Origin of the sequence: Streptomyces sp. NPDC046862, from assembly GCF_040704615.1 — a bacterium.
Lineage (GTDB): Bacteria > Actinomycetota > Actinomycetes > Streptomycetales > Streptomycetaceae > Streptomyces.
Genome location: NZ_JBEYXP010000013.1, coordinates 108,866 through 124,485 on the forward strand (window position 1 = coordinate 108,866; position 15,620 = coordinate 124,485).

The 15,620-nt window shown below is 70.9% G+C and carries 11 protein-coding genes; 2 read left to right on the plus strand and 9 right to left on the minus strand.

Annotated elements, in window-relative coordinates:
- Window positions 1-5 precede the first annotated feature (5 nt).
- Window positions 6-1,100: a DUF5925 domain-containing protein gene (locus AB0959_RS16820; RefSeq protein ID WP_366827148.1), complete on the minus strand. Its 1,095-nt coding sequence runs from the start codon at window positions 1,098-1,100 to the stop codon at window positions 6-8.
- A gap of 246 nt (window positions 1,101-1,346) precedes the next feature.
- On the opposite strand from AB0959_RS16820, the gene AB0959_RS16825 reads away from it, so the two are divergent.
- The gene (locus tag AB0959_RS16825; RefSeq protein WP_366827149.1) at window positions 1,347-2,768 is read left to right on the plus strand and encodes a xylan 1,4-beta-xylosidase; all 1,422 of its coding nucleotides are present in this window, start codon (window positions 1,347-1,349) and stop codon (window positions 2,766-2,768) included.
- Window positions 2,769-2,886: 118 nt separating this feature from the next.
- Here the strand turns inward: AB0959_RS16825 and AB0959_RS16830 are convergent, their stop codons facing one another.
- From AB0959_RS16830 to AB0959_RS16860, 7 genes are all read right to left on the minus strand, one after another.
- The gene (locus tag AB0959_RS16830) at window positions 2,887-6,840 is read right to left on the minus strand and encodes a lipopolysaccharide biosynthesis protein (RefSeq protein WP_366827150.1); all 3,954 of its coding nucleotides are present in this window, start codon (window positions 6,838-6,840) and stop codon (window positions 2,887-2,889) included.
- A complete protein-coding gene (locus tag AB0959_RS16835; RefSeq protein ID WP_366827151.1) occupies window positions 6,833-7,630 on the minus strand; it encodes a polysaccharide deacetylase family protein in 798 nt (265 codons plus the stop codon). The genes AB0959_RS16830 and AB0959_RS16835 overlap by 8 nt, the downstream gene beginning before the upstream one ends.
- Window positions 7,623-8,684 carry a glycosyltransferase family 2 protein gene (locus AB0959_RS16840; protein WP_366827153.1) on the minus strand — a complete coding sequence of 354 codons (1,062 nt, stop codon included), beginning with the start codon at window positions 8,682-8,684 and terminating at the stop codon, window positions 7,623-7,625. Before AB0959_RS16840 ends, AB0959_RS16835 begins: the two co-directional genes overlap by 8 nt.
- Complete coding sequence (locus tag AB0959_RS16845; RefSeq protein ID WP_366827154.1) at window positions 8,681-9,508, minus strand: glycosyltransferase family 2 protein; 828 nt, start codon at window positions 9,506-9,508, stop codon at window positions 8,681-8,683. The genes AB0959_RS16840 and AB0959_RS16845 overlap by 4 nt, the downstream gene beginning before the upstream one ends.
- Before the next feature lie 349 nt (window positions 9,509-9,857).
- Complete coding sequence (locus tag AB0959_RS16850; protein ID WP_366827155.1) at window positions 9,858-10,979, minus strand: GNAT family N-acetyltransferase; 1,122 nt, start codon at window positions 10,977-10,979, stop codon at window positions 9,858-9,860.
- 1 nt (window position 10,980) lies between these two features.
- The gene (locus AB0959_RS16855) at window positions 10,981-11,421 is read right to left on the minus strand and encodes a hypothetical protein (RefSeq protein WP_366827156.1); all 441 of its coding nucleotides are present in this window, start codon (window positions 11,419-11,421) and stop codon (window positions 10,981-10,983) included.
- Between the two features lie 197 nt (window positions 11,422-11,618).
- Window positions 11,619-12,827, minus strand: a complete 1,209-nt coding sequence (locus AB0959_RS16860; protein WP_366827157.1) for a S8 family peptidase — start codon at window positions 12,825-12,827, stop codon at window positions 11,619-11,621.
- A 314-nt stretch (window positions 12,828-13,141) separates the two neighbouring features.
- On the opposite strand from AB0959_RS16860, the gene AB0959_RS16865 reads away from it, so the two are divergent.
- Complete coding sequence (locus AB0959_RS16865; protein ID WP_366827158.1) at window positions 13,142-13,948, plus strand: SGNH/GDSL hydrolase family protein; 807 nt, start codon at window positions 13,142-13,144, stop codon at window positions 13,946-13,948.
- A 10-nt stretch (window positions 13,949-13,958) separates the two neighbouring features.
- Here AB0959_RS16865 and AB0959_RS16870 read toward each other — a convergent pair whose 3' ends face one another.
- On the minus strand, window positions 13,959-15,605 hold the full coding sequence (locus AB0959_RS16870; protein WP_366827159.1) for a serine/threonine-protein kinase: 1,647 nt from the start codon (window positions 15,603-15,605) through the stop codon (window positions 13,959-13,961).
- Window positions 15,606-15,620: the final 15 nt, after the last annotated feature.

Below are 15,620 nucleotides of genomic sequence, written 5' to 3' on the forward strand. Positions count from 1 at the left end.
GGCCACTACAGGTACAGCCCCGCGTCCGTCCCCGTCCGAGGGTCCGGCAGCGACGTCGGGGACGTCCCCCGGCGCAGCGCGTACAGCTCTGCCAGCGTCGCCCCCTCGCGGCCCACGCCCTCCTCGGTGCCCAGCCAGCCCACCGCCTCCCGGCGGGTCAGCGGGCCGACCTCGATACGGGCGAGGCAGCGGCCGGGGCGGACCACGGCCGGGTGCAGGCGCTCCAGGTCCTCGTTGGTGGTGACGCCCACCAGGACGTTGCGGCCCTGGCCCAGCAGGCCGTCCGTGAGGTTGAGCAGCCGGGACAGCGCCTGGCCCGCGGTGTGCTTGGCCTCGCCGCGGATCAGCTCGTCGCAGTCCTCCAGGAGCAGCAGCCGCCAGCGTCCCTTGCCCGCCGCGTCCTCCTCGCCGATCGCGATGTCCATCAGATAGCCCACGTCGGAGAAGAGCCGCTCGGGGTCGAGGACGCAGTCCACCTGGCACCAGTCCCGCCACGAGCGGGCGAGTGTGCGCAGCGCCGACGTCTTGCCCGTGCCGGGCGGGCCGTGCAGCAGCAGGAGCCGGCCCGCGATGTCCTCCGGAGTCGTCTTCATCAGGCGGTCCATCGCGTCCGCCACCGGCGCCGTGTAGTTCGAGCGGACCTCCTCCCAGGTGCCCGCGGAGATCTGCCGTGTCGTACGGTGCGGGCCGCGCCTCGGCGACACGTACCAGAAGCCCATCGTCACGTTCTCCGGCTGGGGTTCCGGCTCGTCCGCCGCGCCGTCCGTGGCCTGGCCGAGCACCTTCTCCGCCAGCTCGGCGCTGGTCGCCGTGACCGTGACGTCCGCGCCCCGGTTCCAGCGGGAGATCAGCAGGGTCCAGCCGTCGCCCTCCGCGAGGGTCGCGCTGCGGTCGTCGTCCCGCGCCGAGCGCAGCACACGGGCGCCGGGCGGCATGAGGGTCGCCCCCGAACGCACCCGGTCGATGTTCGCCGCGTGGGAGTGCGGCTGCTCGCCCGTCGCGAAGCGGCCGAGGAACAGCGCGTCGACGACGTCCGAGGGTGAGTCGCTGTCGTCGACGTTGAGCCGGATCGGCAGAGCGTCGTGTGGGTTCGCAGACATGCCGCCATGATCCGGCACGGGGGCGCCCCGTGCATCCGGTTTCCCACGTGTGCCCGATGTGTCGGCTCGGGCCGCCCCGGCCGCCCCGGCCTCCCCGTACGGGCCGCCGGAACTCCCGGGACGAGCGGGTCGAACCACGGGTACGCGCGAGCCGTACATCCCGTTATGTACGAGCCGTCCTGTTACCGGGCTGTCGCACTACGGGATCTGTCCACCCGACAACTCCCGCCGTTACTGTTGTCCTTGATGGGACGTCATGGGTGGAATTCGGGGGCATGGCGGTGGCGGCTCACCGCTCTGCTCGGCGTGGGCGCGGCCGCTCTGGCCCTGGTGCTGACCCTGATCAACACACTGCCCGGGGACGGCGGCAGCACCGCCGGCACCTCGCGCGACGGGGACAAGGTGCACGGCACACCGGCCGTCCCGCCCGACGACCTCGGACCCGACGTGGGCTGGGGCTTCACCCACACCCAGTTCAGCGCCGACGAGGGCAGCGGCAAGGCCACCGAGCGGGTCGAGGGGCTGCTGTCGAAGACCGGGATGCCGCAGATCCAGCACATCATGGGCTGGGGCGCGGGGAACCCCGAGCCCGTCAAGGGGCGCTACGACTTCGAGGACATGGACCGGCGCATCGACTTCGTCCGCGCCTCCGGCGGCATCCCGGTCGTCACCCTGTGCTGCGCCCCGGACTGGATGAAGGGCGGCAAGGCCGGCGCCGACAAGACGAACTGGAGCCAGTCCGCGCTGGAGACCGCCCCCGAGCCGGAGCACTTCGAGGACTACGCCGAGCTCGCCGCGACCGTCGCCAAGCGCTACCCGGACGTGCGGCACTTCATCGTCTGGAACGAGTTCAAGGGTTTCTGGAACAACGCCGAGGGCCGCTGGGACTACGAGGGCTACACCAAGCTGTACAACCTCGTCTACAGGGCCCTGAAGAAGGTCGACAAGGACATCATGGTGGGCGGCCCCTACCTGGTCATGGACAGCCTCGACCCGCGCCAGACGCAGGGCGCGTCCACCACCCTGAAGGGCCCGTGGGGCGCCATGGACCAGCGGGCCCTCGACGCCTTCGACTACTGGAACAAGAACAAGGTGGGCGCGGACTTCGTCGTCGTGGACGGCTCCAGCTACACGGAGGACGACGAGATGCTGCCGAACGAGTTCGCGGCCACCGACAAGCTCACCGCCGTCAGCCGCTGGGTGAGGGAGCGGATCGGGAAACTTCCGCTGTGGTGGGCCGAGTACTACGTCGAGCCGGGCGACGCGAACGACGAGCGGGACGGGTGGTCGGAGACGAGGCGCTCCGCTGTTCAGGCGGCCGGGTTGATGGCCATGGCCCGGGGTGGGGCCACCTCCGGGTTCTACTGGAACCCGGAGGACGAGAAGGGCGCGAGCTGCGCGGGTTGTCTGTGGACGCCCACCGCGAGCTCCGACGGGGGGCGGGGCCTGCCCATGCTGGATCTGCTGTCGCGTTTCAGTGAGGCGTTTCCGCCGGGGACGACGTACGAGACGGTGTCCGTGGCGGCCGATGACAGGCCCAATGTGCGGGTGCTCGCCGACGACGAGGTCGTGCTTGTGGTCAACACCCTTGACCGGTCGATCAGTGCGAAGGTTGATGGGAAGCGGTTTGCGATGGGCGCGTACGAGGTGAAGTGGTTGCGGCGTTGAGCGTCTGCCGGGTTCTGGCGGTGGTTGGCTGCGGGTTCGTCGTGGCTTGTCGCGCCCACGCGGCGGAGCCGCATATCCATTACAGCCCCGCGCCCCTTTCGGGGCGCGGCCCTCCTTCTTACGAACTCCCCATCGTCAAGAACCGCTGCACCAGCGAAGCCAGCAGTACCGCCAGCAGCGGGAGTGAGAACCAGAACGTGCTCTGGAGCCACTGGAGTCGGCGGACGCTCGGGCGCGTCGCCACCCGTACGACTTCGCGGGCGGTGAGGAGCAGGATCAGCGCGATCGCCGCCAGTCCGCCCACGACCGACCAGGGTGTCCATGTCACCTGGGGGCCGATCGGGCCGGGGTCGGGGTTCGGGATCTTGCCGGCCGGCTGGTCGCGGAGCGTGTACATCGTGACGTCCGCGTTGGTGAAGACCTTCTTCAGGTCCTTGCGGGCGTCGAGGTTCTTGATGAGACGGGTTTCCCAGGTGGGGGAGTAGCCGGCGTCCAGTTGGAGGTAGACGACCTGGCTGCGGTTGATCATCAGGTACGAGTTCGGGCCCGCGTCCTTGAGCGACTTGGCCAGGCCGGACACCAGCACGGGGTCGGGCGGCGCGAGGGTGGGCACGTACTCGACCTTCTCCATATCCCGCGCGCCCCACGGCATCGCGGGCGTCACGTCGTTCACGGGGTCGGTGCTCAGCCACAGCAGCCGTACGCTCGGGTTGTCGTGGGCGTACACGTAGGTCATGGCCGCGACCTCGCCCGTACGGGTCCGCTCGAACGGCTCGTTGCCCCAACGGGCCACGAGGAAGCCGCCGATGAGGACGAGCCCGGCCATCAGGGCGGCCAGGGGAGCGAGGCTCACCTTGTCCTTGTCGCGTTCCTTCGCGGTCACCCCGGTGCGCGGGAACAGGGCCAGTCCGCCGAGCAGGGCCGCGCCCGGCAGCGCGAACATGAAGACGCGCAGGGCCATTTCGCCGCCGTACGACTGCATGCCGAAGCCCAGGAACGGGACGAAGGTGAGGACCAGCAGCGAGCGCTCCCGGTACTTGTGGTCGCGGCGGCGCCACCAGCCGTAGCAGGCCGCCGCCATCACCGAGCCGGCGAGTGCCACGCGCGCGTAGAGAACGAGTTTGTGGGTCGAGCTGCCCTCGCCGATCCGGCCGGAGACCGACGACGTGACGTTTCCGCCGACCCCGCCGACCCCGCCGAAGAGTTCGTCGAAGTGTCCCGACCAGTAAGGCTCCGCCATGAAGCCGATCCACACCGTCACCAGGACCGTGAAGAGGATGGGCAGGCCCCGCAGTTCCGAGCGGCCGACCAGGACCAGGACCGCGAGCACGCCGAGCATCACGAAGGGCGTCAGCTGGTGGGCCGGTACCGTCGCCGCGTACAGGGCGATCAGGACCGTCAGCAGCACCGCACGCTGACGGCGGTCGGTCGGCTCCACCTCCGCCTCGCCGGGGCGGACCGTGCCCCACAGCATGCGCGGCGCGCGGAACCACACGAGCAGGATCGCGACGAAGGCCAGGTAGAGCAGGTAGGTGAAGCCCTGGGGGGAGAAGTAGTCCTGGCCCACCCAGCTGCTCAAGGCGAAGATCCAGATCCCCGTCCACTTGGCGCGCCAGCCCGCCCGCATCGAGCGCGTCAGCAGGAACATCGGCGCCAGATAGAGCAGTTGCATGGTCGTCGGCCACCAGCGGATCACCTCGGTGAGGTCATTGACCCCGCAGGCCTTCGCCACGAACGCGGCCGCGGCGAAGAAGCCCGGCCAGCTCCAGCGCGCGTCCAGGTCGGGGACCGCGGATCCGGTGCGGTCGATGTAGTCGATGAAACCGAGGTGCTGCCAGGCCGTCGGGAAACGCGGCTCCGTCTCGATCACCGCGGGCAGCGCGTGCAGTGACACCACGGTGGCCACGAGGGTGACGAGGAGCAGCGCCTTGTGCTCCCGGTTCGCCCACAGCAGTGAGCCGAAGACGACGGCCAGCAGTCCGGCGCCGGCCAGCGTCGGCAGCGGCAGCACGGAGATCAGGCCGAGGCCGCCCATCTCGTCCAGCGCCGCGTCGTCGAGCGCCGACGCGGGCACCCAGTACAGCAGCAGCGCGGCCAGAAGCAGACAGCCCAGCACCACGCCGGACCTGGTGGGGCGCGGCAGGCGCTCGCGCCGGGACGGAGGTGGGGGCTCGGCGGGCTCCGGTGCGGGCGCGGCGATCTGCCGCACGGGCAACGCCTCGATCTCCGGACGAACGGATGGCATCCAGGGCCGCGCCTCGATCTCCGGCCGTACGGACGGCATCGGCATCGGCCTCAGCCCCGGCCCCGACTCCGGGTCCGCTCGCTCGACCGCGGACCGGTCGGCCCCTCGTACGGCCTCGGAACCGCCCGCGTCCTCCTCCGGTACGGCCTCCCCGTCCGACACGTAGTCCACATAGTCCACATAGTCCACGTACTCCGCGTTCTCCATGGGCGGGCTCGTCCGCTGCTCCGGCAGCGGGATCCTGAGCGCCCAGGTCGGCCGGTCGTCGCGTCGCGGGGCGGGTGTGCCCGCGGGCGGGGTGCCCGGGCCCGGGCGGACGTCCGGGCGGCGCTCCTGGTGGTCGAAGTCGACGTGGATGCCGAGCGCGAGCGTGTCCGAGTCCAGCGGGCGCGCCCAGGCGGAGCCGGGCTTCCTCGCCACGGGGTCCAGATCCGCGAGGTCGCCGTCCGGAGGGGCGGCGTCCTCGGGCACGGCGTCGGACGGCGCCGTGCGCAGGATCCTGTACAGCCGGGGCGCGGCGAGCAGCACGATCACCGCGAGGCTGGAGATCTCGGCGACACCCGCGCCGACCAGGCCCATCCGGGGCAGGAGCAGCAGCGTCAGACCGAGCACGAGGACGCACAACAGGCCCTGCAGCCAGGCGAGTCCGGCGGTACGGCTCTGCGCGCGCAGCACCGCGAAGTACGTCTCCATGACGACCCTGAGCAGCGCGCCGACGGCGAACCAGCGCAGCAGCGGTGTCGCCGCCTCCGCGTAACCGGCGCCGAAGACGCCGAGGATCCAGGGCGCCCCCACGAACAGCACCCCGCACACCGGCAGCATGATCCGCGCCATCCGCCTCAGGGCCGCCCGGGTGTTCGAGGCGAGCCGCCCCGGGTCGTGCGAGCCCTCGACGGTCAGGGAGGCGCCCATGTTGATGGCGAGCAGGTTGACCGTGCCGCCGATCGTGGTGGTGATGTAGAAGTACGCGTTGTCGGCGGAGCTGACCTGCGCTGCGACGATCACCGGGACGAGGTAGACGACCGCCAGTGAGAAGAGCGAGCCCGTGTAGTCGCCCGCCAGGAAGCGGCCGATCTCCTTCACCGACGGTGGACGCGCGTGGTCCTCCGTCGCCTTCACATGCCGCGGTACCAGGCGCCGGAACACCAGCCAGCCCAGCGGCAGTACGGACACCGCGATGGCCGCCACCCACGACACGAACACACCGGTCGTGGGGATCGCGGCGGCGAAGGCGACCAGCAGCACCAGCTTGACCGCCGAGAACACGGTGTTGCCCACCGGCACCCAGACCGCGTTGCGCAGCCCGGTCAGCACCCCGTCCTGGAGCGTGAGCAGCGACCAGGCCACCACCGCCAGGACGAAACCCAGCCCGTTGAGCGGACCGTGCAGGAAGCGGTACGAGGGCCCCCACCTGTCCAGCGTCATCAGGAAGACCAGCGCGGCGAGCGCGACGGCCACCGAACTGCCCGCGTACGTACGGAAGATGAGCCGACCCGTGCTCCGGCCCGCGATCGGGATGAAGCGAGCCAGGGCACCCGTCAGGGTCAGCGCGGCGAGCCCCGCGAGGAACTTCATCGCGGCGATCGCGGCGGAGCCCTGGCCGACGGACGACTCGGAGTAGTAGCGGGCGGCGGCGAGCCAGAAGCCGAGCCCCAGCACGGCGGAGATACCGGTGTTGAGCATCAGGGCGTAGGCGTTGCGGAACAACTGGCTGCCGCCCGCCCCCCTGCCCATTCCGGGCAGCCGCAGCCGACGGCCCGACTCCCGTTCGGGCGCACCGGTCCCGGTGGCGGCGTCGGTCTGGGCTGTGGTGGTCGTGTCAGACACGGGAACGGACAGCCTTCCGGACCTGTCGTGCTCTGCGGACCATGGCGTACCCCTTGGTGAGGGCACGGTCCCTGGCGAAGGTGCGGGCGATCGCGCGGCCCTCGACGAGCCGCTCGAACTCCTCGATGCCGGTGGTGCGCCGCACGGTGACGCGGCGCAGCGCGTACGGGCCCTGCGCGCGCCGCGCGAGGCCGTTGCCCACGGCGAGCGCCTGCGCGAACCCCGTCTCGCGCACCGCCCGGCGCACCCGGCGGCTGGAGTAGCCGTACGGGTAGGCGAACGACACGGGGACGGCGCCCAGTTCGTCGGCGACGATCTCGAAGCAGCGGGTGAGCTCGAACCGGAGCGCGTCGTCGTCGAGCATGTCGAGCTGCGGATGCGTGTGGCTGTGACCGCCGATCTCGATCCCCGCGCCGGCGAGGTCGCGCACCTGCTGGAAGTCGAGCATCGTGTCGAGGGCGCCCCCGGTGTCGTACGCGCCCCTGAGCCAGCCCGTCGAGACGAACAGCGTGGCCGCGAAACCGTGCTGGGCGAGGACCGGAAGACTGTGCCGGTGCACGCCCTCGTACCCGTCGTCGAAGGTGACGAGGACGGGACGGGCGGGCAGCGGGCGGCCCGTGCGCCAGCTCGTCCCCAGCTCGGCCGTGCTCACCGGGGTGAAGCCCCGGTCGCCGAGCAGCGCCATCTGCTCGGCGAACGCCTCGGGGGCGACCGACAGGGCGCGGGTGGCGTCGCCCGGCGCGGTCGCGACCGCGTGGTACATCAGGATCGGCACGGGTACGTCACTCATGTCTTGGCCCCCCGAGTTCCCGCTGGTGCCCCCCGAGTTCCGTTTTCTGCCCCTCGAGTTCCCGTTTCCGCCCCTCGATCCCGCCCACCGGAACCACCGAGAACGTGGCGCCGCCCCGGCGTGCCCGGACGCTCCCGACGGCATACCCGCCGGCCGCCGTCAGCACTCCGGCGACGATCGCGCCCGCGCGCCCCGCGCCCCCCGGGCGGGCCAGCAGCGCGTCGCGCAGTCCGCGGGCCACCCCGGCGGGCAGCACCCGGGTGGCGTACCGGCGTTCCGACTCCAGCCCCTTGTCCGCGCCGACGCTCCGCGCCACCAGCGCCTTCGACAGGCCCTCGGCGTACGTGCGCGTGCGGAAGTAGCGGAAGTGCTCGCGCACCTCGGGCACCCGGTGGTGGATCACGGCGCGGTCGTCGAGCAGCAGGACCGCGTCGGGTTTCGCCCGGGTGAGCCGGATGCACAGCTCGGTCTCCTCGCAGCCGAGCGGCCGTTCGCCGCCGTCGCGGCCGATGCCGGTCGCGAAGCCGCCGGCCGCGTCGAACGCGGTACGGCGGAACGAGGCGTTGCCGCCGAGCACGTTGCGCACCCGGGCGCGCCCCCTCGGCAGGCCCTTGTACGCGCAGCCCACCACCCAGTCGAACTCCTCGGGAAACCAGGCCGGGCGGCGGCCGGACGCCCAGACGGGCACCGTACGGCCGCCGACGGCCATGACCCGCGGGTCCGCGTAGCCGTCGGCGAAGTACCGCAGCCAGTCGCGCTCGGCCACGGCGTCGTCGTCGAGGAACGCCACGATCTCGCCGGACGAGGCGGCGATCCCGGTGTTGCGGCCGGCGGACAGGCCGCGGGGGCCCGCGTTGGCGAGCACCCGCACCTCCCCGGCTTCCTTGTACTCCTTCGTCAGCCGGTCCAGGAGCGCCTGGTTGTGGTCGACGACCAGCAGGGTCTCCAGGGCCGGCCGGGACTGCGCGCGCACCGAGGCGACCGCCGCGAGGATGTCCTCCCAGCGGTCCTCGGTGTACACGCAGATCACGACCGAGACGTTCGGCTCGCTCAAGACACCTCTCCCCGGCCGGTGGTGAGCATGGGAGAGCGCGAACGGCGGCGCAGGGCCCGCCGGTTGGAGCGCTCCTTCAGGATCACCTTCAGGACCCGTAACCCGTCCCGCACGGCCCGCAGATTGCTCGCGCCGTGGATGCGCAGGTACTCGTGGCTGGGAATCTCCTGCACTTTCAGGCCCGCCTTGACCACCCGGATGTTCATCAGGGTCTCGACCTCGAAGCCGGTGCAGTCGAGGTCGATCTTGTCCAGGCAGTGGCGCCAGAACGCGTTGTAGCCGTAGCAGAGGTCGGTGTAGCGAGCGCCGAACTTGCGGTTGACGACCGCGCACAGCGCCCGGTTGCCGAGCTTGCGGATGGGTGTCATGTCGTCCGTGCCGCCGCCGTTGGCGAACCGCGAGCCCTTGGCGAAGTCGGCCCCGGACACCAGCGCGGAGACGTAACTGACGATCTCGTGGCCGTCGGCCGAGCCGTCCGCGTCGACCATCACGATGATGTCCCCGGTGCACGCCTCGAACCCGGTGATCAGGGCATCTCCCTTGCCCTTCCCGCGCTGCGGCACGACCTTGACGTCCGGCCACAGCTCGCGGGCCACCTCGACGGTGTTGTCGGTGGAGTTGCCGTCGACGAGGACCACCTCGTGGATCCAGGCCGGCAGCGTCTTGAACACGTACGGAAGGTTCCCCGCCTCGTTCATGGCGGGTATCACCACGCTCACCGGTGGCGCTATGGCCAGATGGGTGGAGATGGGCCGGTACCTGCCGGCCTCGTTCGGCTCCTCGCCCGCGTCGTCGGATAGCGCCGGGCGCAGAACTGAGCTCATGAGTCTGGTCCCTCTCGTCCGGTGGACCGCCCGCCCCTGGGCGGCCCGGCTCTTGTTCCGGTTCGAAAGGGGGGTTTGTTTCTCACTCGGGCATGACGAACTGGCTCTCCGTGCACGCCGGGTGAGCTGGCAAAGCTGGCCGGCTGCTGCCGAAACCGGGCAGCCGGTCGCGCGGCACAGCTCGGCGAAAAGTGCGGTCACCGAGCACGGCACCCCCCTACCGCGCCCCGCGCCGGCACCATCGCGGTCCCTGAGCCCCTCCCCGGAGCCGCTGGATGATGGACCGATGCGGGTTGATGTATGACGGTATTGATAATTAAGACGGTATGGCAAGACCTGGAACGAGGTCTCACGTTTTTGTGGTTGTGTCCGATACCTGACCCCTGGAGCGGATTTTTCCCATCCGTTTGAGGAGCCTGTCGGCCGGCTCGAAGAGTTCCGGCCGGGTGACCACCGTGTTCCGCAGCGCCCGGACCGGAGCTCGGCGAGCCCGGTGTCCGAGGGCCACGGGATGACGGCGGGTGACCCATCCCTCGGACACGGAAATCTCACGCGTCTTCAGGGAATCCTTGTACTGCTTCTGGCCCCGGCCCAGGTCCAGGTAGGCGACGCCGTCGGCGGCGGCCGCCTCGGCCATGTGCAGATGCAGTAGCAGCCCCGGGGAGAACCTCCCGTACGCCGGGTCGTACGCCGGGAACCAGTCGGTCAGTATCCGCTCGGAGCGCAGCCCGAAGTGCGCGGCGATCGGCCGGCCGTCGGCGTAGAGCACGGACAGGTTGCCCGCGAACGACTCGGAGCGGGTGTGGAACAGGCGGCGCACCAGCTGGATGATCCAGGGGTGCGCGAAACGGTCCATCCGGCCGGTCCTGCGGTACTGCGCGGACTTCCAGGCCATCAGGGTCCGCAGGGCGGCCGGGTCGCGCTCGTCGTGCACGTAGTGGACGTCGCTCGCCGCCCTGCCGAGCCGCCGCTCCTTGGCGAGGGTCGACCGAACGAACTTAGGTGATCTGGCACGCAGTTGGGCCAGATACGCCTCGTAGCCGTCCTCGAGGTCCATGACCGGGGACGGGAAGGTGCCGGTGGCGTGGGCGTCGAAGGGTGCCTGGCCCTCGGCCAGGTGGTCGAACTCCCACACGGCGAGCCCGCAGGCCCGCAGCAGCTCCCGGGCGTCCCAGGTGAAGCCGGGCCGGTGCACCAGGCCCTGGCAGTCCGAGAGGCCGAGCCCAACGGCCCGCCCGACGCCGAGGGCGGTTCTCTGGAAAGAGAAGAACGCGGCGGCCTCCCCGTCCTCCCGTGCGACCGCGATCCGCACCCCACGCCGGCAACTGCCCACCGCCAGGGCGAACTCCGGGGACAGGAACGGGTTCGCCAGCTCGGGCGAGCCGTTCAGATGCGCCTTCGACTGCAGTGCCGTCCAGGCCGCCCGGTCGGTGGCGGTCAGTTCGCCGGGGCGGTACACGCTGATGTCCACGTCAGAATGTCCGTCTTCTTCTCTCCGTACGGCCGCGCACGCGCCGCACCAGGACCAGCAGGAGGACGAGCGAGCTGATGGCCGCCACGGCCACGATGCCGCCGCGGACCGACCAGGAGTGGGTCGCCAGCATCCCTTGCGCGACAAGGAGGTTCAGCGCGATCGCCCCCGCGGTCGACGCCACGGCACGGCCGAACGGCTCCAGTCCGCGCAGCGCGGCCGCGAGGGCGGCTCCGGGTGTCGCGAGGAGGAAGAACAGCGTGAACGGGCCGCGCAGCGGTGAGCCCGTGCCGGCGAGCGCGAGTGCGGCACCGGTCGTCGCGACGACGACGGCCACGCCCGCGAGCAGCGGCTTCAGGTCCCCCTCCGGACCCCGCCGCGGCCGCCCCGCACCCCCCGGTGAGGGCGGCTCTGATGATGGCTTGATACGTATGGTCTGCATTGGCGACTTTGCCCCCCGAAGCGCCGGATGCCGGGCTTCAATGTCGCTCAGCGGGCGCGGGGGAGTCAAGATGGGGAGCGCGGCTACGCGCAGGGGTGGTGCGGGCCTCTGGCCGGGGGTGTGAGGGCGTATACGAGAGTTCCCCGGAGGCGTGGGGTACCTCCGGGGAACTGCCTAGCAGGTCAAGCGAGTTGCTGTTACTGGACGATCTTCAGCAGCCGGTTCGGGGAGCCGCTGCCCGGGCTGGTGACCGCGCCCGAGGTGGCGCCGCCCGTCAGGGCCGTGGCGACCTGGGCCGGGGTGGCCGAGGTGTGTCCGGCCAGGTAGACGGCGGCCGCGCCCGCGACGTGCGGGGTGGCCATCGACGTGCCCGAGATGGTGTTCGTCGCGGTGTCGCTGGTGTTCCAGCCGGCCGTGATCGAGGAACCGGGCGCGAAGATGTCCAGAACCGAGCCGTAGTTCGAGTAGCTGGCCTTGGCGTCGGTGTTGGTGGTGGCGCCGACCGTGATCGCCTCGGTGACCCGGGCGGGCGAGGTCGAGGAGGCGTTGGTGCTGCTGTTGCCGGCCGCGAGCGCGTAGGTCACGCCGCTGGCTATGGAGTTGCGGACCGCCGTGTCCAGGGCGGTGGAGGCTCCGCCGCCGAGGGACATGTTGGCGACCGAGGGACCGCTGTGGTTCGCGGTCACCCAGTCGATGCCCGCGACCACGCCCGCCGTGGTGCCGGAACCACTGTTGTTCAGCACGCGGACCGCCACGATCTTCGCGGACTTGGCGACGCCGTAGGTGGAGCCCGCGATGGTGGTGGCGACGTGGGTGCCGTGGCCGTTGCCGTCCTGTGCGACGTTGTCACCGTCCACCGCGTCGTAGCCGTTGGTGGCCCGGCCGGCGATCTGCTGGTGTGTGATGCGGACGCCCGTGTCGATGACGTACGCCGTCACCCCGCTGCCCGCCGAGTCCGGGTAGGTGTAGGTGCCGGAGAGCGGCAGCGCCGTCTGGTCGATGCGGTCCAGGCCCCAGGGGGCGTTGGACTGCGTGGCGTCGGCCGTGACCGTCTGGTCCTGCTCGACCAAGGCCACCGCCGGGTCGGCGGCGAGTCTCTTCGCCTCGGTCGCCGAGAGGCTGGCGGAGTAGCCGTTCAGCGCGTGGCTGAACGTCTTCTTCACCGTGCCGCCGTACGTCCTGATCAGGCTCTTGCCCTGGCTGGACGAGGCCTTGAAGCCCGCAGCGCCCTTCTTGAGCGTGACGATGTAGCTGCCCTTGATCGCGGTGGGGGAATCGGCGGCGAGCACCTTGCCCTCGGCCGGGGCGGCCTGGGCGGGAAGTGCCGTGAGCCCGCCCAGGAGGGCGGCCGTCGTCACGGTGGTGAGGGCGGCGATCCGGATCTTGTTGCTACGCAGCTGTGCCATTACGAGGGAGTCCTCCTCTAGGCAGCGCGCGCCGGGGTGGGGCGCACGGCTGTGGGGGGTGCGCGCGTCATCGCACGCACAACCCTGGAGCGTTGCGTTCCACTCCGGGCTGGGTAAAGAGTGGGTCATCTACGGGTGTAGCTCAAGGGAGTTGAGCCCTTGTCATGTCTCTGTCATGTTCATGTAACAAACCGTCCGGTGAACGGACGGTGTGAGTCCGTGTACGCGGTGGAAAGTATTGGCATGAACACTTCCAGTCAACACGTGTAACTGCTACCACGGTTGAGGCAGAGATCCTGCTAAAGGGAGGTTCCATGAGACGTTCCCGACTTACGGCATACGCCACCTCGCTCCTCCTCGCAGTCGTCTTCGCCCTCACCGGGGCCACGACGGCACAGGCATCCCAACAGGCCGCGGCCACCGGCTACGTGGCCCTCGGCGACTCCTACTCCTCGGGTGTCGGCGCGGGCAGCTACATCAGCTCCAGCGGCGACTGCAAGCGCTCCACGAAGGCGTTCCCGTACCTCTGGGCCGCCGCCAACTCACCCTCGTCGTTCGACTTCACGGCGTGCTCGGGCGCCCGAACGAGTGATGTCACGGCCAGTCAGCTGGCCCCGCTGAACTCCTCCACCGGCCTGGTCTCGATCACCGTCGGAGGCAACGACGCGGGCTTCGCCGACGTCATGACCACCTGCGTCACCTCGTCCGACAGCACCTGTATCTCGCGCATCAACACGGCGAAGGCGTACGTCGACTCCACGCTGCCGGGACGGCTCGACAGCGTGTACTCGGCCATCCGGGCCAAGGCACCCGCGGCCCACGTCGTCGTGCTCGGCTACCCGCGCTTCTACCAGCTGGGCCAGACGTGTGCCGGCCTCTCCGAGACGAAACGGTCTGCCATCAACAACGCGTCCGACTACCTGAACACCGCCATCGCCAAGCGCGCCGCCGACCACGGCTTCACCTTCGGCGACGTCCGCCCCACCTTCACCGGCCATGAGCTCTGCTCCGGCGACTCCTGGCTGCACAGCGTCAACTGGCTGAACATCGGCGAGTCGTACCACCCGAAGGCATCCGGCCAGTCGGGTGGTTATCTGCCCGTGTTCAGGAACACGGCCTGAACGCGGCGTCCTAGGCGGAAGGGGAGGCCCCGTCCGACGGGGTCTCCTTCTCGCACGTCACCGAGAAAGGCACCGCGTTGGACTCGGCCTTCACCGGGCCGCGGACCTCGACGCTGATCTCGTCGTCGAACGTTCCCTCTTCGGACTCCGTCGTCGCCGTGACGGAGTCCTGCTTGGTCTTCCCGCCGCCGGCCGGGAACGACAGCGTCTTCCAGCCGGGATCCGAGACGTTGCCGCTCTTGGCCACCCAGCGGTACTGGACCTCCACCGGCACGCTGCCCACGGTGAACGTGGCCGTGAACACGGGCGCCTGATCGTTCGGCGGCGGGCACGTGCCGGAGTACTCGGTGTTCTCGCCCCGAAGCGTCACCTTCACGGACTGGGCCGGCGGAGTCGTGGTCCGTTCGCCGTCGGACGGGGTGCTGTCACCGCCTCCGTTGCCGCCGTCGCTCGTGCTGTCGCTGCTGCCGCCTCCGCTGCCACTGCCGCTCGAAGCGCCCTTGTCGCTCGCGCCGTTCGAGCCGCTCCCGCTGTTCGTGGTGTTGCCCCCGTTCCCGTTCCCGCCCGCGCCTCCGTCGTCCTGGTTCAGCAGGGCGTACGTCAGCCCGCCCAGCGCCAGCGCGAGGACCGCCGTGCCCGCGATCACGAAGGCGGCGGCGCGCCGGTTCCGGTCGGGCTGTGAGGGCCCGGGTACGGCCGAGGGGTGGGTCGCGGCCGAGGGCTGGGGTGCGGGCGTGGCGGCCGGGTACGGAGAAGGGGTGCTCGGGCTCGGGAAGGCAGCGACGGTCGGGGTGTACGGGGTCGTGGGGGCCGTGTCCGCGCGCGGAGTGCCGCCGGACGCGATCGTCCGCAGGTCCTCCTCCGCCCGCCCGGCCGGGATGCGCTCCCCCGGCTCCTTGCGCAACAGCCCCTCGATGACCGGGGCCAGCGGGCCGGCCCGGCGCGGCGGGGGCAACTCCTCGTCGACGACCGCCCGCAGGGTGCTCAGCGGAGTGTCCTGGCGGAAGGGCGAGCTGCCCTCGACCGCCGCGTACAGCAGCACGCCCAGCGACCACAGGTCCGACTCGGGGCCGGGCCTGCGGCCCAGCGCGCGCTCGGGGGCGAGGAACTCGGGCGAGCCGATGACCTCTCCGGTCATGGTGAGCGCGGAGCTGCCCTCGACCATGGCGATGCCGAAGTCGCTCAGGACGACGCGCCCGTCGTTCGCCATCAGCACGTTGGCCGGCTTCACGTCCCGGTGCAGCACGCCCGCCTCGTGGGCGGCGCGGAGCGCGGCGAGGACCTCGGCGCCGATGTGCGCGGTGCGCTGCGGGGACAGCGGCCCCTCGGCGTCCAGCACGTCGGCGAGCGAGAGACCGCGGACCAGCTCCATGACGATCCAGGGGCGGCCCTCCTCCATGGCCACGTCGTAGACCGTCACCACGTTCCGGCTCGCCACCCGGGCCGCGGCCCAGGCCTCCCGCTCCAGGCGGGCGTACATCCGCTCCACCTCGGGTGCAGGGAGCCCGGCCGGGGCGCGTACCTCCTTGACGGCCACCTCACGGTGCAGGACCTCGTCACGGGCCCGCCACACGGTCCCCATGCCGCCCTCGCCGAGAGGGGACAGGAGGCGGTAGCGACCCGCGATCACGCGCTCAGTGCCGGGTTCTTCGGACACGGGTGTCCCCCCATC